We start from the raw sequence: 22,827 nt of genomic DNA, 5'->3' as shown, positions 1-22,827 counted from the left end.
AATGGATCATGCAATACTGGTAGCAGCTGGCACTGGAATAGAGGGAGAAAGGCTGGATTCTCATGGAAACGCCGTCTTTGGTGGAATTCCACAGCTTAATCGGCTGATAATAACGGCGGAAAGGGCGGGAATAAAGAAATTCACCGTCATCATAGAAAAAGACGATTCCCCTCTAAAAAACCTGTTAAAGAGTGACAAGCGCATAAAGAGCCAGATCACCTGGCACACTATTGGCTCTCCCATAAACTTCGAGCCCAGTCCCTCCCTTATTCTTCAATCCAATCTGGTAATAAATCCAACTGGTCTTTCCTGCTTGATGAATTGTGACGTCACCGAGGATGAAATAGCCATCCTGGTGGATGGAAGTAAGGACGCCTGGGTAAAAATAGACGGGGAAATTATCGAGGACCTATTCTCCGAGGGCGGAAAAGCAGTAGGAGCATTCGTGGCCTATGGCAGCCTACTGGAAAAATCAATCATGAACTCCATGTCCCTAAAGAGCTGGACTAAAGAACTAGTGGGAAGAGAGAGCGTAAAATTCGTTAAATTTTCTGATGGATATTGGACCCGCCTATCATCGAGTGAAGATTCGGTCAAGAAAGCGGAGGATCTACTCTTCTCCCATGTGGGGAAAACGCAAACCGGATGGATCTCCAGGAACATCAACAGCAAGATATCTCTACCCACCAGCAGGCTTCTTGTACGTACCCCCCTTACTCCCAACATGATAAGCGTTATGATAAACATCATCGGCATGCTTTCGGGCCCCTTCTATGCTGCGGGGCATCCGGTCCTAGGCGCTCTCTTTCTTCAGATTGCCACAGTGCTTGACCGTTGCGATGGAGAAGTGGCCCGGGTCAAGCTTATGGAAACCAAGCGGGGGCAATGGGTGGACACGATTTCCGACCAGGTAACCGTCCTATCTTTCCTAATCGGTGTTCCCCTGGGCTATTATTCAATTACTAAAAACCCCATGGCCATAGCACTGGGAGGCCTAAACATAGGAATCTTTTTATTCTTTTTGGTCTGGTCCTTTTATTTCCTGCTTAGATACACTGATTCCGGGAGTTTGGTATCGTATTTTAACGTCGATAAAATGATAGGGGATAAGAATAGGTCATTCGTGCACAAGCTAATAGGTATAGTTCGTCCGATGTCCAGGAGGAATTTTTATTCTCTGGGCTTTCTAATCTTAGCCATAATCGGCGGATATCCTTGGGTATTAGGAATTACCAGTCTAGCCTTGGTCCTTTTTCTAATACACCAGATTGAGGATATAATAAAATTAAGAAAACTTAGGCCACCGATAAGCCAGCTTAGTTAAATCTTTGACCCAAAGTAAGCGTGGAAGCAAACATCATTCGAAGTTAAAGGGGAAGGTTGAACTAAGATGCCAGACGAAGTAAATCACCAGATTCCGCCAAAGGAATATGTAGCCAAACCCATCTCCGCTTTCATCAACTGGGCGGAAACACAAATTGCCAGGCACTCTGCTGTAGGTAACCCGCCGGTCTATGATAACGGGCTTTTTCCCTGGGTCAGAGAGGTGGAAAAAGAGTGGACCACCATTCGGGCTGAACTGGAACAGGTCATGGAAAGAAGAGAGGAGCTGCCGAGCTTTCATGAGATAATGAGCGAAGTAAAGACAATCACCAAGGATGAAAATTGGAAAACCTTTTTCCTGGCCGGTTACGGGGTAGAAGCCGAGGAAAACTCCAGAAGATGTCCTGAGACCACACGGATATTGAGAAAGATCCCCGGCATGAAAACCGCCTTCTTTTCCATTCTATCACCGGGGAAGTACATCCCCCCTCACCGCGGCCCTTATAACGGAGTACTTCGCTATCATCTAGGCTTGATCGTGCCCGAACCGAGGGAAAAATGCCGTATTCGGGTTGGCAATGAGATAAAGCACTGGGATGAGGGCGAAAGCCTCATCTTCGACGATACCTATGAGCACGAGGTTTGGAATGATACCTCCGGGTTCAGGGCTGTCCTATTCGTAGATTTTGTGAGGCCGGTCAAGTTTCCGTTTAATCTATTGAATCAATTCATACTCAACGCTGCTATCTTCACACCGGCTATTCGAGAGGCCCAGGAAAGACACGAGAAATGGGAAAAAAAGTTCTACAAGAGAGGATAATGAGGGGGCATAGCTAAAAGAAGACCTAATTTTGCCACCTTATTTCTCTCTGGCCGGCCCCCTCCTTCTTTTTGATATCATACTGCCTCAAAATCCAATACACTTTATGGAGCGAATGTGTAAAAAATAAACAGAGGAAATCCACTCTTGACAAACTATTCAATATCCTTATCTTAAATATCCTCCAACATTAAGACTGAGGACAACCTAGTTGGCAAAAGCAAAAGTCAAAAAGCCCGAGAAAAAGAACAAAAAGGTTCAGAAGAAGGAAAAACTGAAACGGGTTAAACAGGCCAAGACTAAAGCGCCCAAAACTTATCCTAAGAAGGCTTCAGACAAGAAGAAGAAAAAAGGAGAAAGCTCGTTGAAAACACAGGGTAAAAAAAGAGATGTGACGGAGAAAGCCGCAAAAAAACCCACGGCCCATAAAACGGACTGGAAAGACGAGATACGTGGGATGTTGACCCAGATGAGAAAGGAACTCCTGAGAGATGTCTCCAGGACTTTCAAAACCGAGTCAGACCATCTCAAGTTTGATGTAGGTGACTTCTATGACCATGCTTCAAGCGATAGAGACAGAGAGCTGGCTCTGATGATAACCGATAGGGAAAGGGATAAACTGGTACAAATAGACGAGGCTCTCAGGAATATCGAAGACGGCTCCTACGGGATATGTGAGAGTTGCGGGGATGAGATAGACCAAGACCGGTTAAAAGCCATGCCTTTTGCCAAGCTTTGCCTTTCCTGCAAGATTGACCTGGAAAGACAAGGAAACCTCTAATCGAGGAATGCCTTCAAACCCTCCGTAAAGGGTTCTCTGGCGATTCCATTCTCGGTAATGATAGAAGTTACGTGGGAGTTTGGCGTTATATCAAATGCCGGATTTAAAACCTTAACCGCCGGTGCTATCCTCATTCCTAGCATATGAGTTACCTCGCTGGCATCCCTTTCTTCTATGGGTATTAATTCTCCGGATGGGCATTCATAGTCGATAGTGGAAACAGGAGCGGCAACATAAAAGGGGATGTTATGATGCTTTGCCAGGACGGATAACGAATAGGTTCCAATCTTATTGGCCACATCTCCGTTCGAAGCAATCCTATCCGCACCGACGATCACCAGGTCAACCATTCCCCTACTCATCACATACCCGGCCATGTTGTCGGTTATAAGCGTGACCGGAATTCCATCTTTATCCAACTCCCAGGCGGTAAGCCTGGCCCCTTGTAAGAACGGCCTGGTTTCAGTGGCAATAACGCTTATGCTCTTTCCTTCCTGGAATGCGGCCCGGATTACTCCAAGCGCAGTGCCGAAACCGGCTGTGGCCAGCGCACCGGCATTACAGTGGGTGAGGATCGAAGCCCCATCCCTTATCAATTGGGCTCCCACCTTTCCAATTCGCCGACAGGTCTCAATATCCTGCTGGTAAATTTTCTTTGCTTCGTCAACCAGCCTGTCTCTGATCCAGTCAATGTCCATATCCTTATTCCGGTCCACTACTTCCATCATCCTTCTTGCCGCCCAAAAAAGGTTCACCGCCGTAGGCCTGGCTTTATAGATTATCGTGGAGACCTCTTTTAGCTCGGCCAGAAACTCCACCCTTTCCTTTCTTTTGCTTTTAACCGCTCCAAGGGCTATACCCATAGCCGCGGCCACGCCGATCGCCGGTGCCCCACGAATAACCATATTTTTTATCGCCCAGGCCACATCCTCGAAAGAAAAACACTCAAAATAGACCTCTTCATTCGGTAGCTTTCTTTGGTCTATCATTAAAACCCTATCATCTTTCCATTCTATAGTTTTAAAAGATGACATTTCTTTCCCCCCTTGCATGCCTGAAATTCATCTAAAGTGTACTTTACACGTCGCTTTTATCAACACCGAATACCAGGGCCACCCACTCGCCACCAGCCATCTTAGCGTCGAGATTAAACCCCATGCCCTCCAGTGTGGAAACTACTTCATCACTTCTCGCGTTAGTAATTCCGGATACTATGAGTATGCCCTTACTATCCAGTCTAGATCTTATGAACCCCCCATAGTGAAGTGCCGCCTCCGCTGAAATATTCATCACTATTAAGTCAAATTTACCATTTACGTTTTCTATTTGTCCACAGAAAAGCCTAACCCTGTCCGAAACGGAGTTTCTTCTTAGGTTTTCCTTTGCTTCTTTCACCGCTATAGGATCATCATCCAAACCAAGTGCCCAGTCCGCCCCCAGTTTTACGGCGGAAACAGCCAGAATTCCGCTACCGCAACCCACATCAAGAACACTCCTCACCTTTTTATCATGAATTATTTTTTCCATAGCCCGTATACAGAGTCTGGTGGTTTCATGATGCCCCGTCCCGAAGGCCATGGATGGATTGATTTCAATAATTATTTCATCCCGGTGAGGCAGGTACTCCTCCCAAGGAGGTCTTACGATAACCCTTTCACTAACCCTCACCGTTTTTAAGAACTGCCTCCATCCTTCCCAACCGGAACGGTCTATCTCCTCTTCGTCGATATCACCCAGGCTAAAAGCAGGCAAATACTTCCCCAAGAAGCTGCAATAATTTCTCAAGCTTTCTTTGACCATGTTCAAGTCGGCCTCCACCGGGAAATAGGCAGAAATCTCCACCATGCCTTTATCCTCCACAATATCTTCAGCCACACCCATAGAATCAAACCCCAGGAGAAAATCGGAGACGAGGGATTTTGCGTCTTCCGAAATTTTAAAGGTCAATTTCCTACAAATAAACATCGCCTATTCCCTCATGAAATACATGACATAAAGGACCTGAACCTGATGGAGTGGTTCTAGTTTACCCTAACCAATAGAGAAACACATTTAAAATTGTAAGCAAGGTGCCATTTCCCGGATATTTCCCATGCTTTATAAGCTAACTTTTCGTTTACAGTTAGGATGCTCAATGATATAATTTCAGGATTATGGACCCCCAGAGACTTGAGTACTTCCGGGAAATTTTAGAGGAAAAGAAGAACAAGCTCCTGGGCACCGCGGAGCAAACAATGAGCCAGATGAGCCAGGGTGACGGAACCTTTCCCGACCCTATAGACCGGGCCATGTCTGAATCTAATAGGAGCATAGAGCTCCGAACACGGGACCGGGAGAGAAAGCTTCTGCAAAAGATTTTAAAAGCCATCCAGAAAATTAATGATGGAACCTACGGTATATGTGAAGAATGCGGGGATGAAATCTCCGACAGCCGGTTAACGGTAAGACCTGAAGCCACCCTTTGCATAAACTGCAAAGAAGAAGAAGAGAAAATCGAAAAACAGTTCGGGTTATAAGCTCTTTACCTTTCCACCAAACACAAAACCGGTAAGAAAATCGGCCTCGGACTCTTTAACTATTAACCATTTGCCCCCCACCTTTTCCAGCCCCAACCGCTCGTCTACTCGAAAGCGACTTTTATCCTTCTCTATACTAACCTCTACTGCCGCTTTCTGTGCCACTTCCGCTTTATTACCCTTTTGGTATATGCTCCTGTCAGAATAAGAGATTTCAATCCGGTCAAAAGGGGTGACGTTCTGCATAAATCTATTCGTTATCTCCTCGATACCGATATACTGGCTGTTTTTTTCCTCGCTGTAGCTTGGAGATATACAGGAGAGATAAAGCTCGGTGTTTTTTGTCTCAAAAGCTTCCTTTCTCTTGGAAAGCAACTCTTCGATCTGCTTCTTATCGGAGCTACCGCAGGAGAAAAGAAGTATCAAGAGAAAAAAAGCGGCAAAAGAGGGGAATGTGAGCCTTTTCTTCATATCATATTTTCTTAGCCTGTTTCTTTTCCTTTCTATCAATCTCGGAAAGAAGCTCTGAGGCCTTGTGGTGGTATTTTGCATCTGGGAACTCCTCCACGACCCGTCTTAGGGCTTCTTTAGCCTGCTCTGTATCACCAGCCTTAAAGTACGATTCTCCCATGAGAAAAAGGGCCTCTTCCAGTTTTTTAGTGCCGCTATACTGAACTACCACATGCTTGTATCTCTCTGCAGCGGCCTTATAGTTTTTACGCTTGGCGTAGAACTTTCCTATATATATTTCCCTTTCCGCGAGTATTTTGTGGCACTTGGCTATCTTTTTTTGGGCTTCGGGGACTAACGGAGAGCTTGGGTAATTATCGACAAACAGGTTGAACCAACGGAGGGCTTCCCTGGTATTAGTAGGGTCCCTGTCCGGGCTTCGTCTTTGCTTGTAATGAGAGAGTGCCAATCGAAACGTAGCATAAGGTGTCTCCGGGTGACTAGGATGGTTTTTTATAAACTCCTCGTAATCGACCGCCGCCTGCTCGTATTCCCCTCTCTTAAAATAGGTGTCTGCGGTCCTTAGTTGAGCGAGGGTAGCGTAGGGACTGTATGTATATCTGAGCTGAATCTCCTTCAAGAGTTTGAAAACCTGCTCATAATCCGTACCCCTGAAGATATAAGGGAACCCCCCCTCCTTGGCCAGCTCCTCCATAGCATCCTGGTAGAGATCCTCAGCACTTTCAGTTCCTTCGATTTTTTTCCCGCCACAGGCATAACACCCAATAACCAGAAAAAACAAGATTATGAAGCCGGTTTTTAACATGGGCATTATTTTATTTGGATAATAGAGTAGATGTCAAGGTGAAGAGGAAATGGGAAAAGTAGCCCAAGTAAAGAAAATTATTGCCTCATGTGTGAAGCTACCCTTGGAAAGCATTCTGTAACGAAAATTGCATGCTGCACCTTTTCTTCTTTGAGCTTGAATTCACGATCCAAGACCCCTTGGGTTTTATTTCATCTGGCTTGAGGAAAACTGTGTTTGGAAAAGGAAGTTGAAGAGAATAAAATAAAAAAATGTATAGGCTATCCGGGAAATTCAAAAGAGCACAGATCAGTTTATAGAGGAGCTACGAGGAGAAATTATTAAGGAAATCTTACATAGACACGATAGAATAGCCTATTTGGTATTATAAATAAGATCATGCTAATATTACTTATAAGTTTTAATTAAGGGGTGTTTCCAAATGACCAAGAAGAACTTTAACAAAAATGCTATTTCTAAAATTAAAGAAGAGATGAAATCCGTTGCGTCAGAAAGAAGAAGTGTTCATGTGATCCCACAGAAAGGCCGTTGGGGGGTTGTAAAGGAAGGGGAAACTCTTAAAGCCTATGGAATTTTTAGCAGTAAACAAGATGCAATAACTCATGCAAGAGACATTGCCCGAAGGGGAGATAGAAAAGCCGTAATAGTCCATAGGAGAGATGGTACAATTGAGAAATGGGAAGAAGCGTCAAATAAAGCTGCAAAATAAAAACCGTACTTCAGCTTTAAGTCCCCAGCCAAACAAGACAAATTTCAATAAAAATATATTTATAAATTGTCCATTTGACGAGGAATACAAGCCAATGTTACGTGCTTTACTTTTTACGGTAGTGGAATGTGGTTTTGTGCCACGGATAGCTTCTGAAAGTTCAGATTCTGGGGAAATAAGGGTAGAAAAAATAAAAAATTTTATAAAGAAATCACGATATAGTATTCATGACATTTCCAGGATGGAAGCATCAAGGAAAGGTGAAATTCCGAGATTTAATATGCCCTTTGAGCTGGGTTTAGATCTGGGCTGTAGAGACTTCGGGCCTGGCCGACTATCAAAGAAAAAATGTTTGATTTTAGAGAAAGAACAGTATAGATATCGTAAAAGTCTATCCGACATATCCGGAAATGATATAAAAGCACACAATTCGGATCCAGAAACATTGATAAGAAGAGTGAGAGATTGGATAGTCGAAACTGCTAGGAGCAACGCTTCGAGCGGCACCCATATATGGCATCGTTTTAATGTTTTCTATAAGGATTTTGTAGCTGCTTTAAAGAAATCGGACTACGCCGAAAAAGATATAGAGGAAATGCCTGTAGTTGAATTCATAGATTTCATAAAAGAATGGAAGAAGTCTTCTAAAGCTTAATCATGTATCTAAATATGATGATGACCTTGAGATGGTTTTGTTGGATTGCGAAGTCCTACCTATAACCACAGGGTGTGTTGAATTTGTTACGGATTTCTTGCTCTATCTCTAGCCTTGCGGTCCGATGAAGATTTGGTGTATATAGAACTGAAACGGTCAAAGTTCCTAAGCAGTTTTTTGACCAGCAATTTTCCCTGTCATGGTTTTCAATTCTCGTTTTAATGTTAGCAGATTCACCGACATCAATTAGAAGATATTTTTGATCTCTGTGGCAGAGAATCGCGTATATACCAGATTTGTCTTGAAGTTTGTTGGTATCTGTATATGGCCCTTCAAATCTATAATTCCCAATATTTATACTCATTACTCTTTCCCCTTAAGTGGTAATGACCACTCAATGTTTTTTGTCCTTAGGTGGAAATGGATCATTTCCGTAACTGTCCTTGTCCCTTATTTTCCCATTCCTACCATGTATGACGAGTTCGCTTTGATTGTCTATCGCTAATTTTCTCCCCCTCTCAATTGCCTCTCTTTGAGTATCATGAAGCGATTCAGCTTTCCCTTTATTCTCGCCTATAACCGCCCATTTACCCTCGTCCTTACGAGGAACAACGTGATAATTTCTTTTTGCCATTTTAATCACCTCTTTAGTCAAGAATTTCGTATATATATTGTATTAAGGCTTCATTAAAACACAATATATAGTGGTTGTCAATAGGGTTGGAGAAAATCAAATAAATACGATAGGTTAGAAGAGCCAATAATTGTAAAGAGATCGAACATTTATTTTTTAAGGGAGATTAGCTTAAAGTATTAAACTAATACTTTAAGTATTATGATATGTTTCCTTGTAAATAAGTTGTACTTCCCTATGTATACTAGCCTATCTAGTACTTAGGGTTGATGAATATTTTCGTCAACGTGCTGGATAAACAACTACAATGGGTTGCAGTATAGATTTTCCCGAGCGGGTTTCATCTAGAAATATCAACTATCTATCGATGCAAGCTGACCGTCCGTTGAAGAGTTACCATTGAGCTTAAATTAACTCTGAAATATAATACGAGCATACAACTTTTAAAAAATATTGTCATAAGATCAAGATAATGGCTCGTATAAATAAACTAACGATTTCTGGATACCGATCCATTAAAGATGAAATTGAGATAACTTTTCCTGAGAATTCCCCGGTTGTTCTTGTAGGCGAAAATAACTCTGGTAAATCCAATATCGTGAGAGCCTTGGACCTAGTTCTTGGCGAACTATGGCCTGGCTCACGTGAGCCCGAAGATCATGATTTTTGGAATAGAGATTGTAATAATGGATGTATCGAAATCAAAGCTGAAATGAGTGACTTTACGATTAGAGACAATTATGGAAATGAAATAAATCTAGAGTCCTTTTACTGGAAATGTGAACCAGCTAGTGAAGACGGAAAACCTCTATTTAGAGCCATTACTAGCTCAGGACATAGATATGTTTCTAATGAAATGAGGGACCGTTGCATATGTGTTGTAATCGGTGCTGATCGGCGTTTGAACTACCAACTAAGCTATACATCGAAAAACACACTACTTTCAAAGCTTATGCGTAAATTCCATAATAGACTAGTAAGTGATGATACCCGAGTTGAGTATTTAAAGGAGAAATTTGAAGAGCTTATCAATATTTTCCAAGGAGTAGATGAATTTTCAAATTTTCAGATTAGTCTGAAAGAAGAATTTAGTACTCTTTTGAAAACTATGAGCTATGGTCTGCAAGTTGATTTTTCAGCTTATGATCCAAGCAATTATTTTCGTTCCCTTAGAGTTTTTCCCCATGAAAATAACATCACTCGTACATTTGAAGAGTTAGGGACTGGTCAGGAGCAGATTTTAGCACTAGCTTTTGCACATGCTTATGCAAAGGCTTTTTTTGGTGGAATCATACTTGTCATTGAAGAGCCAGAGGCGCATCTGCATCCTCTAGCTCAAGAGTGGTTAGCTAAAAAAATTAGACAGATGGCTAATGACGGTCTACAGATCCTTCTCACAACTCACAGCCCATCATTTGTAGATGTTTTGGGGATTCCAGGATTGGTGCTTGTGCGAAAACGGAATAATACCACCTTCATAAAGCAATTAACTGCTGAGGACTTAACTGAATTTTGTCTTGAGCATGGTGCTTTGAGTAGTCGCACCAATCAACAAACAATCTTGCCTTTTTATGCGGGTAGCGCTACTAAAGAGATATTAGCTGGTTTGTTTTCTAAGATGGTTGTTCTGGTTGAGGGACCTACCGAGGCTTTATCTTTGCCAATTTACTTTTCAAGGGTTGAGTTAGATGTATCTAAAGAGGGTATAGCAATCATCCCCGTGATGGGAAAAGGGAATCTTGCAAAATGGTGGCGATTCTTCCAGGCATATGAGATACCAACTTATCTAACTTTTGATAATGATAACGAAGACGATCAAGATGAAAACAAACGAAAAGATGCTTTGAATTCTATTGAAATAGATGAGGACGAAATAGAGAGTATTATCCAAGTTGAGGATTGGAATGTAAATGACAAGTTTTGCGTTTTTGGGAAAGATTTCGAAACTACTTTAAGGTGTTCTTTTCAAGGTTACCGGCAGCTTGAAAGACAAGCCAAAGACCAAATCGGAGATTCAAAACCCTTGGTTGCTCGATATGTAGCCGAGAAACTGCAAATTGATGATTCTGTGGGCTGGACAAAGATAGGAGAATTGAAAAACTTCCTTATTAATATTCTAAACCCTCAAACTGACGTTCGAGCAGATGAAGACGATGAGCCTCCATTCTAATTAGTGACGAGAAGAAAGGTTATACCTTATATTTGAAATTATTTACAAGGAAGGATGGCCAATGTCCCAAACACCAAAATGGAGTCCGCAGAATCCGCATCCTCTTTCACAGATGAAAACGGAACTGGTATGGGAAGGGAAATACGATGAGTTCGGCAATCGGCGTGAGGTGGATATTGCCGGATGTACCATGCCTATGCAGAAGATAGAAACAATTGACCAGCCTCGTAGCGAGGCGACGGCAAAAGGACAAATTGCATTATTCGAGAAGACTAGCAAACGGCTTGATGATTTCCGCAACATGCTGATTTGGGGTGATAACAAACTTGTAATGGCAAGTCTGCTAAAGGATTTCAAAGGCAAGATTGATCTTATCTACATAGACCCACCATTTGATGTCGGAGCAGATTTCACGATGGATGTTCCTATTGGTGACGAAAAAGAAAGTGTTGGAAAGGACCAGTCTACCCTCGAAATGGTTGCCTATCGTGATATGTGGGGAAAAGGGTCTGACTCTTACCTGCAGATGATGTACGAACGACTCGCTCTGATGAAAGAGTTGCTGAGTGAGAGGGGGAGTATTTATGTTCACGTAGACTGGCGAGTAAGTTCATATCTTCGGGCAGTTCTTGACGATATATTTGGTAGAGAGAACTTTATGTGTCAGATTATTTGGAAACGTTCCAGCATCCGCAAAGCGACCTCAAAAAAATGGTTGTCTGTAGATGACATAATTCTTGTAGCTACTAAATCCCCAAACTATACTTTCAATACAATCTACATTCCTTACTCGGAAGAATACAAAAAACGATTCAACCAAAAAGATGAGCACGGCTACTACTATTGGATAGATATAGGGACTTATTCAGAGGAACGACTTGAAAGGCTAAAGGCTGAAGGTCGTGTTCGATTTCCAGATGACCCCAAGGCGCATCCAAGAATTAAGCATTATTTGCATGAAGGGAAAGGTGTTCAGCCCGATAATGTTTGGAATGACATTATTCAAATCAACTCACAAGCTTTAGAGGATACTGGTTATGACACCCAAAAACCCGAAGCACTACTCGAACGTATCATCAAAGCCTCATCTAACGAGGGTGAATTGGTTGCGGATTTCTTCTGTGGTTCTGGCACAACAGGTGCTGTGGCTGAACAGCTTGGTCGGAGGTGGATTATGGCGGATTTGGGGAGGTTTGCTATACATACCAGTCGAAAGCGTTTAATTGAGCTTCAGCGCAGACTTCATAGTGAGGGCAAGCCGTATCGAGCATTTGACGTTTATAACCTTGGTCGTTATGAAAGGCAATGGTGGCAGAAGGAAAGCCTTAAAGGAGCTGATGAAGAACATCGCCGAGTAGTGCTGGAGTTCTTTAGAGCAGAAGTTTTAAATGGTGCACCTTCTCCTTTGATACATGGACGAAAAGCGGGTGCATTTTGTCATGTAGATGGTATTGACTCAATTTTTACCAGGGATGAGGCGACAGCGGTTGCCAAAGCTGTAGCACAGGCTGGAGGAAGAGAGTGTTACTGCTTAGCATGGGAATTTGAAATGGATTTGCGTCTTACAACTGCCGCTTTGGAGAAGGAGTTTGGGGTCAAACTAATGCTGATTCAGATACCGCGTGAAATCATGGAAAAGAACCGAAAGAGTCCGCCGCCATTCTTGGAAATGGCGGTTCTTGAGGTGGAGCCTGTTTATCGCAAGAACGGCAAGGATCGTACAGTGGATGTTAAACTCACCAAGTTTATGCCATCTCTTGCTGAGGTTCCAACCAAGGAACTCGACGCTCTTAAAGAACGTGCTATTAGAAGCGGTTTTGACTTCATTGATTTTTGGGCAATTGATTTTGACTGGGAACCGGGAAAACCATTTAACCACTATTGGCAGGACTACAGAACTCGGAAAGACCGCAGCCTTAAAACCATAAGCGATGCTGGTTATCAGTATAACAAGCCAGGTAAACATACCGTTTGTGTTAAGGTTGTTGATACCTTCGGGTGTGATACGAGCATTACGGTAGAGGTGGAGGTGTGATATGAAATTCGGGTTAATGCGTTCTGAGGAGTGGTTTTTTAAGCCGTTCATTCTTCGACTGTGCTCAGAATGAACGGCTAATTATATTTCATAAATTTTTTCCAGCGGATGCACATCCGATCATCCTGAGTTCGATCGAAGGATGAATTTAAAACATAAGGTGTTCGTCCTTCCCCCGGTTTAACCGGGGGACCTGGCTCAGGACGAACGGGTTTTTTATTTCTTAATAGTTTTAGCACGGCTATTTTTAACGCCTTCTTCTTGATATAATGTGGTAACACTGATTAACTGGGTTTAGCATGAGTGCTGAAGAAAGTCCAGTAATAAACCTACAGGCTCTTGAACCTCTTTTTGCTCCATGGGAGGAGCCGAACGCACATCGGGTGAGGGCAGACCACCCCGGAGAAGTAGCAAAGGTAGTCAAAGGGAGAAGACCCTCTCCCATCATTATCGCCAACAACCTGCGCAGCGCTGTTCGTGATTGGCGAGAGGCATATTACGTTGGTGCGAGTGATACTACAAGAGTACTTCTGACACATTGGTTTGAAAGACCCCATCGTTCAAAAACCTCCGAGGGAGAAGAGTTCGAATTCAGGTATTACTTTTGTCAGCGAGAAGCAATTGAAACTTTGATTTATCTGAAAGAAGTCCGACGTATAGATTGCCTTTCTCAAATAGTCAATGACTTTGGTGGGGAGGGAGCAGAGATTGCCGCTTTGGGTATCACCGAAGAAGAAGACGCATGGAGCCGTTACGCTTTCAAGCTTGCAACCGGAACAGGTAAGACAAAGGTTATGAGCCTTGCAATCGTATGGAGCTATTTCCATGCACTCAGAGAATCGGATTCTCCGATGGCCCGTCACTTCGTGGTCATAGCACCAAATCTCACCGTTTATGAACGACTTAAAGAGGATTTTGCAGACGAAAAAATCTTTCGTACTGATCCATTGATTCCTCCTGAGTGGAGCGGCGATTGGAACATGAGTGTGATTCTCCAAGATGAGGCAAGCGGCGCTGCCACGGGTGGTGTTCTATATCTGACTAATATCCACAGGCTTTACGATATGTCCAAGCGCAAAAGCAAAAAAGAGGAGGAAACTTACCCATTCATGGGACCTCCGGTCTCAAAAGCAAGGGCGCTTGACACGGGAGCAGCGCTAAGGGACCGAATCACAAGTCACAAAAGAATCATGGTGCTCAATGACGAGGCTCATCATCTCTGGGACCCTGACTCAGCCTGGAACGAAGCCATACGCTATTTGCATGACACTATTAAATCCCGTACTGGAGGCGAGGTTATTGCCCAACTCGATTTCACGGCGACTCCCAAAGACAATAGCGGACGGCTTTTTAAGCATATTATTTGCGATACACCACTCGGCGAGGCTGTAGATGGGGGTATTGTCAAGACTCCGGTCATTGGAAAAGGCGATAAATCACTATCGGAAGAACCAAGCGATAATGCAGCATATCGCTATGACCGTCACCTTCGCATGGGATATTTAAGATGGCTCAGGAGCAAGGAGGAGTGGGAGAAAAGCGGGAAAAAAGCCCTTCTTTTTGTGATGTGCGAAGATACCAAAGCCGCCGACGAGATAGCTAATCGATTGAATACAGACGACACGTTCAAGGAGCTCAATGAAAGAACTATAAACCTGCATACAAATTTAAAGGGAAAACTCAAAAAGGTGGGTCGCGGAGCTAATGCCAGGGTTGAATTTGTGGAGAGTGAAAGCGAAATAAGCGATGAAGACCTGAAAGAATTGCGTAAGTTAAGCCGAGAATTAGACGGAAATACGAGTCAGTATTATTGCATTGTTTCCGTTCTGATGCTGCGAGAAGGATGGGACATCCGTAACGTCACTTCCATCGTCCCGCTCCGCCCTTACACTTCCAAAGCAAACATTCTTCCGGAGCAAACATTAGGCAGGGGGCTTAGACGGATGACTCCGCCGGGAACACAAGGGGCTAACGAAATCGTTGCTGTAATTGAACACCCAGCTTTTGCCAGCCTCTATCGTCAGGAGCTGGCTCAGGAAGGGCTTCCGATTGAGATTATAGATGTCGAGCGTATTCCGTCAACCACGATTTCCATCTACCCAGACCATGCTAGAAAGGACGTTAAAGCCCTAGAAATCGAGATTCCCGTTCTTACGGCAGGTTATAAAACTTTGCCAAAACTGGAAGGCTTGACTATCGAGGATGTAAAAAAGGAATTCGGGAAGTATAAACCGCTTCCATTGGGAAGTAGGGGAATTGAAGACATAGAGTACGAGGGACGCCACCTTTTTACGGGCGAAGTTGTAGAGCAGATGAAAATACATCTCCCGCTTTTAGAGTTCGGTATAGGTGCCGTTTCCTATTACGTTAAACAGTTGGAACAAATTTGCAAGATACGTGGCCTACACCCGGTGTTAGCCCCGCTCTTACAGACGTTTATCGAAGAGGTACTATTCACCGAAAAGTCTAATCTGTTCGATCCTTCGTTGGTTAGCCGGTTAGGCGATTCCGATGTAGCCGAGCATATTCGTGCGGTTTTCGTGCCTCTCATAAGACAAAGGATTACCAAAGTTGAGGAAAGGATAGCCGGTGAGAAACCGCAATATATGTCGGGGTGGAAACCCTATCAGGTGACTCACAGCGAAAGACGTCCTGCCTTGGAAGCACAAAGGACGCTCTTCAACCTGGTTCCCTGCAATCGCAGCCTTGAGGTTGCTCTCACTAATTTTGCTGAGAAAGCAAGGGATGTAGCCGCATTTGCCAAGAACGGGGGACCACAGTGCTTGAGGATTGACTACTTGGCAAGCGGTGGAAGATTGGCTTTTTACACGCCCGATTTCTTCGTCCGCACAAAAGCGGGAAACTATTACCTGATGGAAACAAAGGGGCGTGAGGATGTAGATGTTCCGAAGAAAGCGCGCGTGGCAATGGCCTGGTGTGAAGCCGCTTCGACTAAGGATTGCATGTGGGAATATCTTTATGTCCCTGAAGGTATCTTTGAACGTCATAGGGGGGATACCATAGAAGAGCTTGCCAGAGCCTGTGCCCCAGCTTTACAGAACCTAATCAGAACGGAAGAGACGGAACAACAGTTGCCCTTGCTGGCTGTTATGGAAAAGGGAGAGGAGCAGGCGACAGCAGCCACGGAGTTTGTAGATGAAAAATTATTACAAAAGTTGCCGCCTCGTTATCAGGATGCGGTCAAGCAAGCGGTAATGTTATTCAAGTTCTTCGAGAACAAAAAGGATATGAACTATGCGCCCGTTTTTACAGCTTTGCTTGGGTCTTTAGATGAAGCAGCGAGGGGTCTTATCACACGCCGGTTGCTTGCTCATGTGCCTCAAACTTTGCCGGAGCAGAAGGCCTGGTTTGACCCATACTTGGATGATGTTGACCGTAGGATGGTGAAACATTACCAAAGCATGGCTCAGAACCTGAAACGCACTCTAGTATTCAAAAACGGGCTTTCGCCGGTAGGACTCCTTCGTTCTTGTCTGGATTATGCCTTGAATGAAAGAGAGAATTTAAGTGGTGTCTTTAAAGCGATTCGAGCTGAGTTTAAAGTTGCCGGTGCGCGTGATTTACACGCTCGGGTTAGTTCGATTAATGATTTCCGCAATACCTATATAGCCCACCATGAGAAAGAACTAACTGATAAGAATCTTGCCGAGTTAGAGCTTAAAAAGTGGATTAAAGGATTGAGCGTAATACATGGCTTCGCCGCTTAAATGAAAGGTAGTTAGGCGTTTCCTGAAATGTTGGTCTTTGTAAAAGACCTACATTGCTCAACTGAAATTTATTAAATTTACTCATAATTCCAGGGGGACAATTCACAGCATATAACGGCTTATCTACAAAACTATGGTAGATCCTTTAGTGGTTTTTTCCGTCTAATCAGGTCGGTGCTGAGCGAACTGACCCGGTGGATGAAGAGAATTCCGTCCAGATGGTCTATTTCATGTTGCAGGGCAATTGCCTCGAGTCCCTTGGATACCACCTCTACCTCTCGCCCATCCGGATTAAATCCCCTCACGATAACCCCTCTTGCCCTTTTCACATTACCCAAAAAGTCGGGGATGCTCAGGCATCCTTCCCGAGTGACCTTCTCCCCCTCACTATAAACAAGCACCGGGTTTATCAGACTGAGGAGTCCGTGATTCTTTTTTGGCCCGATCTTTCTGGACACGTCCATGACAAACATCCTGAGTGGATACCCCACCTGCGGAGCGGCAACCCCCACACAGTTAGGAGAGGCATACATCGTCTCAACCATGTCCGATATCATGGTCCTTATTTCCTCGGTTATCTCTGACACCGGCTTAGATTTTTCCCTGAGTATCGGGTGGGGATATTTAAGTGTATGGAGAATGGCCATCTACATGCGATCCCTTTTCAGCTTGGAGAAGCGGAGCTTAAAGTTCGAGGACCTCTATTTCCTTTATATCAACATCGATTGCCATCTCTCTCTGGAGAAGAGAGAATTCCTCCTCCAGTGCATCCACATCTACGCTATGAGGGACGTCCACCTCCAGTATCATGGTATAAACCGGGGTTTCTTCGCCGGGCACGACCTTTGTATTGAGGTCGGTGATGTTTATACCTTTGGAGAAGAGAAGTTCCGATACCCGATGAACAATTCCCGGTTTGTCTGTGCCGATTACCGAGATGATATAAGGGGTGCCGGAGTAAGGTTTTTTCGAATATACTTCATCCTCGTCGATCTCCTTCACCGATATGGAAAGCCCGAGTTTGGCGGCTAACTCTTTAAAATGGATTTCCAAGTCGGAAGCTTCGAGCTCTTCGCCGGTCGAAACTATTAGAATCATGGAGAATTCGCTCCTTAGAATAGTCATGCTTGAATCCTCTATATTTATTCCCAGGTCAAATAGAACCTTCGAGACGCCGGCTACGATACCGGGACGGTCTTTGCCGATTGAGGTTATTGCGAAAAATTTTCTCATCTACTTTTCCCTTAAATGTAGGCTATCTTCTCAAAATCAGTCCGACCACAATTGTAAGGAACGCATATATGCGTTCCTTACATTCATGCTGTATGATGAAGTTTCTCTTATTAATAGTAACATGCTGCTTCTCAAATGGTTTAGAAAGTTAATCAACTTTGTCCATCCAATTTTAAGAACATGGAATTTCACATGATTGTTAATCTTATATCAATCTCCCCTAATCCAACTTCAAAAGCAACCTGCCTCCATGCACATTTATACCTTTCTTGAGAGCACCATCCTCCTCCATCTTGCCATCGGCTATCTTCAGAACATAGGGCAATATGCTGTTCGAGAGTGAATAACTGGCGGTCAGAGAAACAAGGGAAGGAATATTGGTCACACAGTAGTGAATAACCCCATTAACCTCAAAAACCGGAGAATCCAGGCTGGTAGGACGGCTGGTTTCCGAGCATCCGCCCTGGTCGATTGCCACGTCCACAAAAACGCTCCCTCTCTGCATTTCCGCAATCATCTCCCGATTAACCACTTTGGGAGCTTTAGCCCCGGTAACGAGAACAGCACCTATCACTAGGTCTGATTCTTTAAGCTCATCTTTTATCAATTCCGGGTACGATGGCCGGGTTCTTACTCGTCCACCAAACTTTTCGTGAAAGTATTCTAGCTTCTTTGGATTGATATCTATCAAAACAACATCCGCGCCAAGCCCCAACGCTGAAAGGACAGCGTTATATCCCACAGTTCCCCCTCCGATGACTGTGACCCTACCCGGCCTAACACCGGGAGCACCGCTCATCAGAACCCCCTTACCCCCTACCGTTTTTTCAAGAAAATGAATACCGACCTGTATGGAAAGCCTCCCGGCAATTCTGCTCATCGGCGAAAGAAGGGGAAGAGAGCCATCTGGAAGTTCCACCGTCTCGAATGCTACAGCAGTTACTCCACTCTTTTTGAGCGCTTCTATCAGTTCCATATTTGCAGCTAGATGAAGATAGGAGAAAAGGATTTGGTCTTTTCTGACCAGGGTAAACTCGTGTGGCAGCAGCTCTTTAACTTTTACGACTAGCTCGCATTTTTTGAATATCTCTTCCTCGTTCGAGGCAATCTCCGCTCCCGCTTGACCAAATTCCTCATCGCCAATTCCTACTCCAAGCCCGGCCCCCCTCTCCACTATAACCCTATGTCCTTTTTGGACCAAAATCTTTACCGCCTGTGGAGTAAGGGCGACCCTGTATTCATGAACCTTTCTCTCTTTCGGAACGCCAATGATCATCGGAAGTTAGAATAGCACCTGACTTTACAACAGGCAAACCGGTTACTTTACCTGAATGAAAGAATTTCAAAATTTATCCAATAAAACTAATCCTCTTTAGACTTCTGCCTTTCTATTGCCCTATTCCTTATTGCCTCCCCTATATTCCAAAACCTTCTATCCTCATCCGAGACGAGCTTAAGTGACGGTATAGCCTTAGGGTATCCGTTTGCATCCACGGCCACAAATATGAAGAATCCCCGGCAACAAAAGTCCCTTTTGCTGTTGAATTTCCCTATTCTAAATACATCTACTTTCACTACCATCGACGTTCTGGCCGTGTAAATGACGTTTGCCCTCAACTCCACGATATCACCAAGCTTAACCGGCATTTTAAAATCGAGTGCTTCAACCGATGCCGTCACCACCTCCTCACAGGCGAAGCGCATCGCTGCAAGCCCTCCGGTCATGTCCATAAGCTCAAGGAGTCTTCCGCCAAAAATCGTCCCGTAGTGATTGGTGTGAGAGGGAAAAACAAGCTCGGTATTTATCACCTCGACTGATTCCTTCTCTAAACGCTGCATTAGTTTACACCCCCCTTGGACTTTTAGAAGTTAAGTTTCAATCCGGAGGCAAAATAAAAAGATTCAATATGTTAATTCAAGGAATATGGCAACTATCTTACATTTTCTTATCCAATCGAAAAAGCGAGATGGTGCTATACTTAGAGCCCTCCGGCCCCAAAACGCTTCTCATAACGGCAACCTCGGATATTAGAAAAGAATGAGGCTTGGGAAATGGCAGGGTCCCCTTAATACGCGCCCTTGATTTGATCCTACCCACAGTTATGTGGGGTACAAAGGGGCGTGTTTCCGCGCTAAAACCGACCCGTTCAAGGCCCTCTTCTATCTCATTATAAAGCCTGGAAAGCTCCTTGTTCTCGGACAAGGCGATAAAAAGCACTCGCGGATTTCTGAGATTGGGAAAGCCGCCAAAACTAGAAATCTCCATCTCAAACGGAGAATAATTTCCAATCAGGACTCTGAGGGCAGTCCCTACTTCTTCCACCTTGGACTCTTCAATCTCCCCCAAGAACTTGAGCGTGACATGCAATTTTTCCTGGTTTTCCCACTTTACTCCTTCCCAGTAGGGTTTTATCTCATCCACATACTTTTTTATCTCATACTTTATCTCTTGCGGAATAAGTGCGGCGATAAAAACCCTCAATTTTGTCTCCCTGCGTATAAAACTAGAAAAGTAATTTGAGCTATAATCGATTCAAAGCACGAATAATATTTTCTCAAAATCTCTTCCAGCACCTATGTTTGAGAATCGGGTATCTATTGTTTGTAGAGACGCAAATTTCGCGTCTCTACGCGTTCCCAACTTAAACCTTGTAGAACGAAATGGTTAATTGGAACCTAAGGTTTCCTCGATAATTATCGAACGCCCATGCATACCGAACTCAAATCAAGTGCAAAGGGAGATAGACCGAAATCCCCTTTCGGCTTCTTCAGTTCTCCAGTGCCAGGCAGAATGGACATTTGATAATGCTTCTTTTTATCTTTTTCCCGTCAAAATGATAGGCGGAGATTTTGAAATGGAACCTGTTGAGCGTCCCCGATATCGTACCGTCCAGGTTCTCTCCCCAACGCACCGATCGCTCGTTGTCGTTGATCGCTATAATCATATAGAGCTTTCCATTCTCCATATCATGTATGTCCAGGCGGCTTGGTTTGGGGATCCCTTTAAGGTTTCCGTACTGCGGATGGGAATGAAAATCACCCACAATTTCCATCTTATCAAATTTGGGGAGAACATCCTCAATCCGGCTATGTCGGTGGTTGTTTGAGGACACACCGTTTCTCGTCCTCTTTGCGCTTTGATAAGCAAGACTGTGCTCAACTATGAACCTATCTTCCAATTTATATCCAAGTAAAAGACCGAGGCATTCCTTTTTATAGACTTCTATAGAACTTAAAACAAGCCCCATGAACGCAGATTCGGAGAGAAATACCTTCATGATAAAGCTCCTATAATCAAATATAACCAGGAATAGGTTGAAGTCTGTCTGTTAGTACCACTACCCGAAGAAAAAATCTGACAAAATTTTAAAGGCTTTTTCCGGGATTATCAAGAAAATAGGTAAAAATGGAGAACGCAATAGCGGCAATAAATATAACTATCATATATCATTAACTATTTTAATGATTAAAAGACAAAAAGTAGCTAGGAATAACCAGTTTCTGAGGGCTAATTTTATCTTAGCTCGATAGTCTTTTTAACCTAAGTTTTTGCTAGTTTCAAATTTGGATTTAAATTAACTTTGTTATATAAGATGCGAGAGCGGTCAGATTAAATTACCTTTAATCGGAATTTGAGTTGGAGCTTGATTGATTGTTGATTTAAACGGAATCCAACTCACTTACACCAGGTAGGGAATGTTTTGCCCCCTCCCTTGGTAAGCTGGATTTGATTCTGTCCGTTAAGATACATTATATAAATATCGTTTGACCCGCCTCTGGAGGAAGAAAAAGCGATGTAGTGGCCATCCGGAGACCAGGCCGGGTTTTCATTTCTCCTCGAAGCCCAGGTGAGCCTCTGCTCGTTCGACCCGTCCGGGTTCACGGTAAAGATATTGGCCTCACTGCCCTCTACCCTGACGTAAGCTATCCTATTCACACTGGGATTGGGAGACCACGCCGGGTCGGTGTTGTAGCTTCCCGACGATATTTTCCTTAAGTTGGTGCCATCTGAATTCATCACATAGACCTGGGGAGACCCGGTTCTATCCGAGACGAAAGCAATTTGGCTGCCGTCGGGAGACCAGGTTGGAGAAACCTCGATCGAGCGCGTGCCGGTAATGTTCTTGAGCCCGGCTCCGCTGGCGCTCGATATGTAAATATCTCCATTGGCGCTAAAGGCTAATTTGCTACCGTCGGGAGACCATTCGGCGCTCTGGTCTAGCCGAAAGCCGCGGGTGAGCCTTTTTTCCGTCACATTGGGGATTAAATCGATCACGTACAAATCCTGGTCCCATACCTTATCCGAGTTAAAAACTATCTTTCCCCCATCGCGGGAACAATGCGGAGAGAGAAGGAGGGCGCGGTGATTGGTGAGCTTCCTCACGTTCTCGCCATCATAGTCCATGATGTAGAGGTCTCGATTCTGTCCGGAGCCGGAAACGTATGCGATTCTAGAGGTAAAAAATCCATCTATGCCGGTGAGCTCCTTCATGACTAGGTCGGCAAACCGATGGGCGGCCTCTCTTACCTTTCCGGAAGTTGCTTCATAAGTCCTGCCCAAAAGTGCATTCTCTCGGGCTACATCGAAGAGCCTGACCGCTATATCTATTCTGTTACTCGCTGACTCGTATTCCCCTTTTACAAGCGCATCGCCGCCGGCATCAAAGTAGGCCTGAAAGTTTATGCCCCCGAACGGGTCTGGCGGCATTCCGGCTTCACTCACGTCAAAAAGCCCGGCGTTTTTGAGGTCGTTCCTAACTACCTGAATAAATTCCCGGGCGTTTCGGTCCACGCTAAACGCGGTCGGGCCGGTCAAATCCGGGACAAATATAGAAATCTTTTCTATAATCGGACCTTGAATTGGAGGGACGATAATCCTGGCAAAAAGGGTATTAGAACAAATAAAGACAATGACAAGGGAAAGAATTATTCCTTTATATCTCATAA

The 22,827-nt window shown here is 44.1% G+C and carries 21 protein-coding genes; 9 read left to right on the top strand and 12 right to left on the bottom strand.

What is annotated here, in order from left to right:
* Position 1 precedes the first annotated feature (1 nt).
* The 3 genes from VNN20_05805 (at position 2) to VNN20_05795 (ending at position 2,924) form a co-directional block, all read left to right on the top strand.
* Positions 2-1,324 carry a CDP-alcohol phosphatidyltransferase family protein gene (locus tag VNN20_05805; GenBank protein HWP91693.1) on the top strand — a complete coding sequence of 441 codons (1,323 nt, stop codon included), beginning with the start codon at positions 2-4 and terminating at the stop codon, positions 1,322-1,324.
* Between the two features lie 66 nt (positions 1,325-1,390).
* Entirely contained in the window at positions 1,391-2,143 is a 753-nt protein-coding gene (locus VNN20_05800) for an aspartyl/asparaginyl beta-hydroxylase domain-containing protein (GenBank protein HWP91692.1), read from the top strand.
* Positions 2,144-2,354: 211 nt separating this feature from the next.
* Positions 2,355-2,924, top strand: coding sequence for a TraR/DksA family transcriptional regulator (locus tag VNN20_05795; GenBank protein HWP91691.1), 570 nt, complete (start codon positions 2,355-2,357; stop codon positions 2,922-2,924).
* On the opposite strand, the gene mtnA is transcribed toward VNN20_05795, so the two are convergent.
* Entirely contained in the window at positions 2,921-3,958 is a 1,038-nt protein-coding gene (mtnA, locus tag VNN20_05790) for an S-methyl-5-thioribose-1-phosphate isomerase (GenBank protein ID HWP91690.1), read from the bottom strand. The two genes, VNN20_05795 and mtnA, sit on opposite strands and share 4 nt — an antisense overlap.
* A gap of 43 nt (positions 3,959-4,001) precedes the next feature.
* A complete protein-coding gene (gene prmA / locus VNN20_05785) occupies positions 4,002-4,871 on the bottom strand; it encodes a 50S ribosomal protein L11 methyltransferase (GenBank protein HWP91689.1) in 870 nt (289 codons plus the stop codon).
* A 206-nt stretch (positions 4,872-5,077) separates the two neighbouring features.
* On the opposite strand from prmA, the gene dksA reads away from it, so the two are divergent.
* Entirely contained in the window at positions 5,078-5,440 is a 363-nt protein-coding gene (dksA, locus tag VNN20_05780; GenBank protein ID HWP91688.1) for an RNA polymerase-binding protein DksA, read from the top strand.
* On the opposite strand, the gene VNN20_05775 is transcribed toward dksA, so the two are convergent.
* Both VNN20_05775 and VNN20_05770 read right to left on the bottom strand, forming a co-directional pair.
* The gene (locus VNN20_05775; GenBank protein HWP91687.1) at positions 5,435-5,911 is read right to left on the bottom strand and encodes a hypothetical protein; all 477 of its coding nucleotides are present in this window, start codon (positions 5,909-5,911) and stop codon (positions 5,435-5,437) included. The genes dksA and VNN20_05775 overlap by 6 nt on opposite strands.
* 1 nt (position 5,912) lies before the next feature.
* Positions 5,913-6,716 carry an outer membrane protein assembly factor BamD gene (locus VNN20_05770; GenBank protein ID HWP91686.1) on the bottom strand — a complete coding sequence of 268 codons (804 nt, stop codon included), beginning with the start codon at positions 6,714-6,716 and terminating at the stop codon, positions 5,913-5,915.
* A 421-nt stretch (positions 6,717-7,137) separates the two neighbouring features.
* Between VNN20_05770 and VNN20_05765 the strand changes: the two genes are divergently transcribed.
* Both VNN20_05765 and VNN20_05760 read left to right on the top strand, forming a co-directional pair.
* Positions 7,138-7,425, top strand: a complete 288-nt coding sequence (locus tag VNN20_05765; protein ID HWP91685.1) for a DUF2188 domain-containing protein — start codon at positions 7,138-7,140, stop codon at positions 7,423-7,425.
* Positions 7,385-8,080, top strand: a complete 696-nt coding sequence (locus tag VNN20_05760) for a hypothetical protein (protein HWP91684.1) — start codon at positions 7,385-7,387, stop codon at positions 8,078-8,080. Before VNN20_05765 ends, VNN20_05760 begins: the two co-directional genes overlap by 41 nt.
* Before the next feature lie 394 nt (positions 8,081-8,474).
* On the opposite strand, the gene VNN20_05755 is transcribed toward VNN20_05760, so the two are convergent.
* On the bottom strand, positions 8,475-8,714 hold the full coding sequence (locus tag VNN20_05755; protein HWP91683.1) for a DUF2188 domain-containing protein: 240 nt from the start codon (positions 8,712-8,714) through the stop codon (positions 8,475-8,477).
* A gap of 472 nt (positions 8,715-9,186) precedes the next feature.
* On the opposite strand from VNN20_05755, the gene VNN20_05750 reads away from it, so the two are divergent.
* The 3 genes from VNN20_05750 (at position 9,187) to VNN20_05740 (ending at position 16,647) form a co-directional block, all read left to right on the top strand.
* Entirely contained in the window at positions 9,187-10,884 is a 1,698-nt protein-coding gene (locus VNN20_05750; GenBank protein ID HWP91682.1) for an AAA family ATPase, read from the top strand.
* Between the two features lie 61 nt (positions 10,885-10,945).
* Positions 10,946-12,919, top strand: a complete 1,974-nt coding sequence (locus VNN20_05745; protein ID HWP91681.1) for a site-specific DNA-methyltransferase — start codon at positions 10,946-10,948, stop codon at positions 12,917-12,919.
* Positions 12,920-13,218: 299 nt separating this feature from the next.
* Complete coding sequence (locus VNN20_05740; GenBank protein ID HWP91680.1) at positions 13,219-16,647, top strand: DEAD/DEAH box helicase family protein; 3,429 nt, start codon at positions 13,219-13,221, stop codon at positions 16,645-16,647.
* Between the two features lie 131 nt (positions 16,648-16,778).
* Here the strand turns inward: VNN20_05740 and def are convergent, their stop codons facing one another.
* The 7 genes from def to VNN20_05705 all read right to left on the bottom strand — a co-directional run bounded on the left by def (position 16,779) and on the right by VNN20_05705 (position 22,825).
* Entirely contained in the window at positions 16,779-17,294 is a 516-nt protein-coding gene (def, locus tag VNN20_05735; GenBank protein HWP91679.1) for a peptide deformylase, read from the bottom strand.
* A 37-nt stretch (positions 17,295-17,331) separates the two neighbouring features.
* Positions 17,332-17,880, bottom strand: a complete 549-nt coding sequence (locus tag VNN20_05730; GenBank protein ID HWP91678.1) for an ACT domain-containing protein — start codon at positions 17,878-17,880, stop codon at positions 17,332-17,334.
* A 220-nt stretch (positions 17,881-18,100) separates the two neighbouring features.
* Positions 18,101-19,156, bottom strand: coding sequence for an alanine dehydrogenase (gene ald / locus VNN20_05725; protein ID HWP91677.1), 1,056 nt, complete (start codon positions 19,154-19,156; stop codon positions 18,101-18,103).
* Positions 19,157-19,242: 86 nt separating this feature from the next.
* Complete coding sequence (locus VNN20_05720; protein HWP91676.1) at positions 19,243-19,719, bottom strand: acyl-CoA thioesterase; 477 nt, start codon at positions 19,717-19,719, stop codon at positions 19,243-19,245.
* 97 nt (positions 19,720-19,816) lie between these two features.
* On the bottom strand, positions 19,817-20,362 hold the full coding sequence (gene thpR / locus VNN20_05715) for an RNA 2',3'-cyclic phosphodiesterase (protein HWP91675.1): 546 nt from the start codon (positions 20,360-20,362) through the stop codon (positions 19,817-19,819).
* Positions 20,363-20,648: 286 nt separating this feature from the next.
* Positions 20,649-21,158 (bottom strand): Mov34/MPN/PAD-1 family protein, encoded by a 510-nt coding sequence (locus VNN20_05710; GenBank protein ID HWP91674.1) that lies wholly within the window; start codon positions 21,156-21,158, stop codon positions 20,649-20,651.
* A 398-nt stretch (positions 21,159-21,556) separates the two neighbouring features.
* Positions 21,557-22,825, bottom strand: coding sequence for a hypothetical protein (locus VNN20_05705; GenBank protein ID HWP91673.1), 1,269 nt, complete (start codon positions 22,823-22,825; stop codon positions 21,557-21,559).
* Positions 22,826-22,827 lie beyond the last annotated feature (2 nt).

It is taken from the genome of Thermodesulfobacteriota bacterium (genome assembly GCA_035559815.1).
GTDB lineage: Bacteria > Desulfobacterota_D > UBA1144 > Nemesobacterales > CSP1-2 > DATMAT01.
The sequence above is the reverse complement of the archived record's forward strand: the minus strand, read 5'-3'. Positions and strand labels throughout refer to the sequence as shown.

Bases quoted from the DNA above. Each gene is read 5' to 3' on its own strand.
- VNN20_05775 (HWP91687.1), bottom strand. From the start codon at position 5,911: ATGAAGAAAAGGCTCACATTCCCCTCTTTTGCCGCTTTTTTTCTCTTG.
- VNN20_05805 (HWP91693.1), top strand. From the start codon at position 2: ATGGATCATGCAATACTGGTAGCAGCTGGCACTGGAATAGAGGGAGAA.
- VNN20_05765 (HWP91685.1), top strand. From the start codon at position 7,138: ATGACCAAGAAGAACTTTAACAAAAATGCTATTTCTAAAATTAAAGAA.
- VNN20_05750 (HWP91682.1), top strand. From the start codon at position 9,187: ATGGCTCGTATAAATAAACTAACGATTTCTGGATACCGATCCATTAAA.
- def (HWP91679.1), bottom strand. From the start codon at position 17,294: ATGGCCATTCTCCATACACTTAAATATCCCCACCCGATACTCAGGGAA.
- VNN20_05705 (HWP91673.1), bottom strand. From the start codon at position 22,825: ATGAGATATAAAGGAATAATTCTTTCCCTTGTCATTGTCTTTATTTGT.
- VNN20_05720 (HWP91676.1), bottom strand. From the start codon at position 19,719: ATGCAGCGTTTAGAGAAGGAATCAGTCGAGGTGATAAATACCGAGCTT.
- VNN20_05770 (HWP91686.1), bottom strand. From the start codon at position 6,716: ATGTTAAAAACCGGCTTCATAATCTTGTTTTTTCTGGTTATTGGGTGT.
- dksA (HWP91688.1), top strand. From the start codon at position 5,078: ATGGACCCCCAGAGACTTGAGTACTTCCGGGAAATTTTAGAGGAAAAG.
- VNN20_05800 (HWP91692.1), top strand. From the start codon at position 1,391: ATGCCAGACGAAGTAAATCACCAGATTCCGCCAAAGGAATATGTAGCC.
- mtnA (HWP91690.1), bottom strand. From the start codon at position 3,958: ATGTCATCTTTTAAAACTATAGAATGGAAAGATGATAGGGTTTTAATG.
- ald (HWP91677.1), bottom strand. From the start codon at position 19,156: ATGATCATTGGCGTTCCGAAAGAGAGAAAGGTTCATGAATACAGGGTC.
- VNN20_05710 (HWP91674.1), bottom strand. From the start codon at position 21,158: ATGAAGGTATTTCTCTCCGAATCTGCGTTCATGGGGCTTGTTTTAAGT.
- VNN20_05755 (HWP91683.1), bottom strand. From the start codon at position 8,714: ATGGCAAAAAGAAATTATCACGTTGTTCCTCGTAAGGACGAGGGTAAA.
- VNN20_05745 (HWP91681.1), top strand. From the start codon at position 10,946: ATGTCCCAAACACCAAAATGGAGTCCGCAGAATCCGCATCCTCTTTCA.
- VNN20_05740 (HWP91680.1), top strand. From the start codon at position 13,219: ATGAGTGCTGAAGAAAGTCCAGTAATAAACCTACAGGCTCTTGAACCT.
- VNN20_05730 (HWP91678.1), bottom strand. From the start codon at position 17,880: ATGAGAAAATTTTTCGCAATAACCTCAATCGGCAAAGACCGTCCCGGT.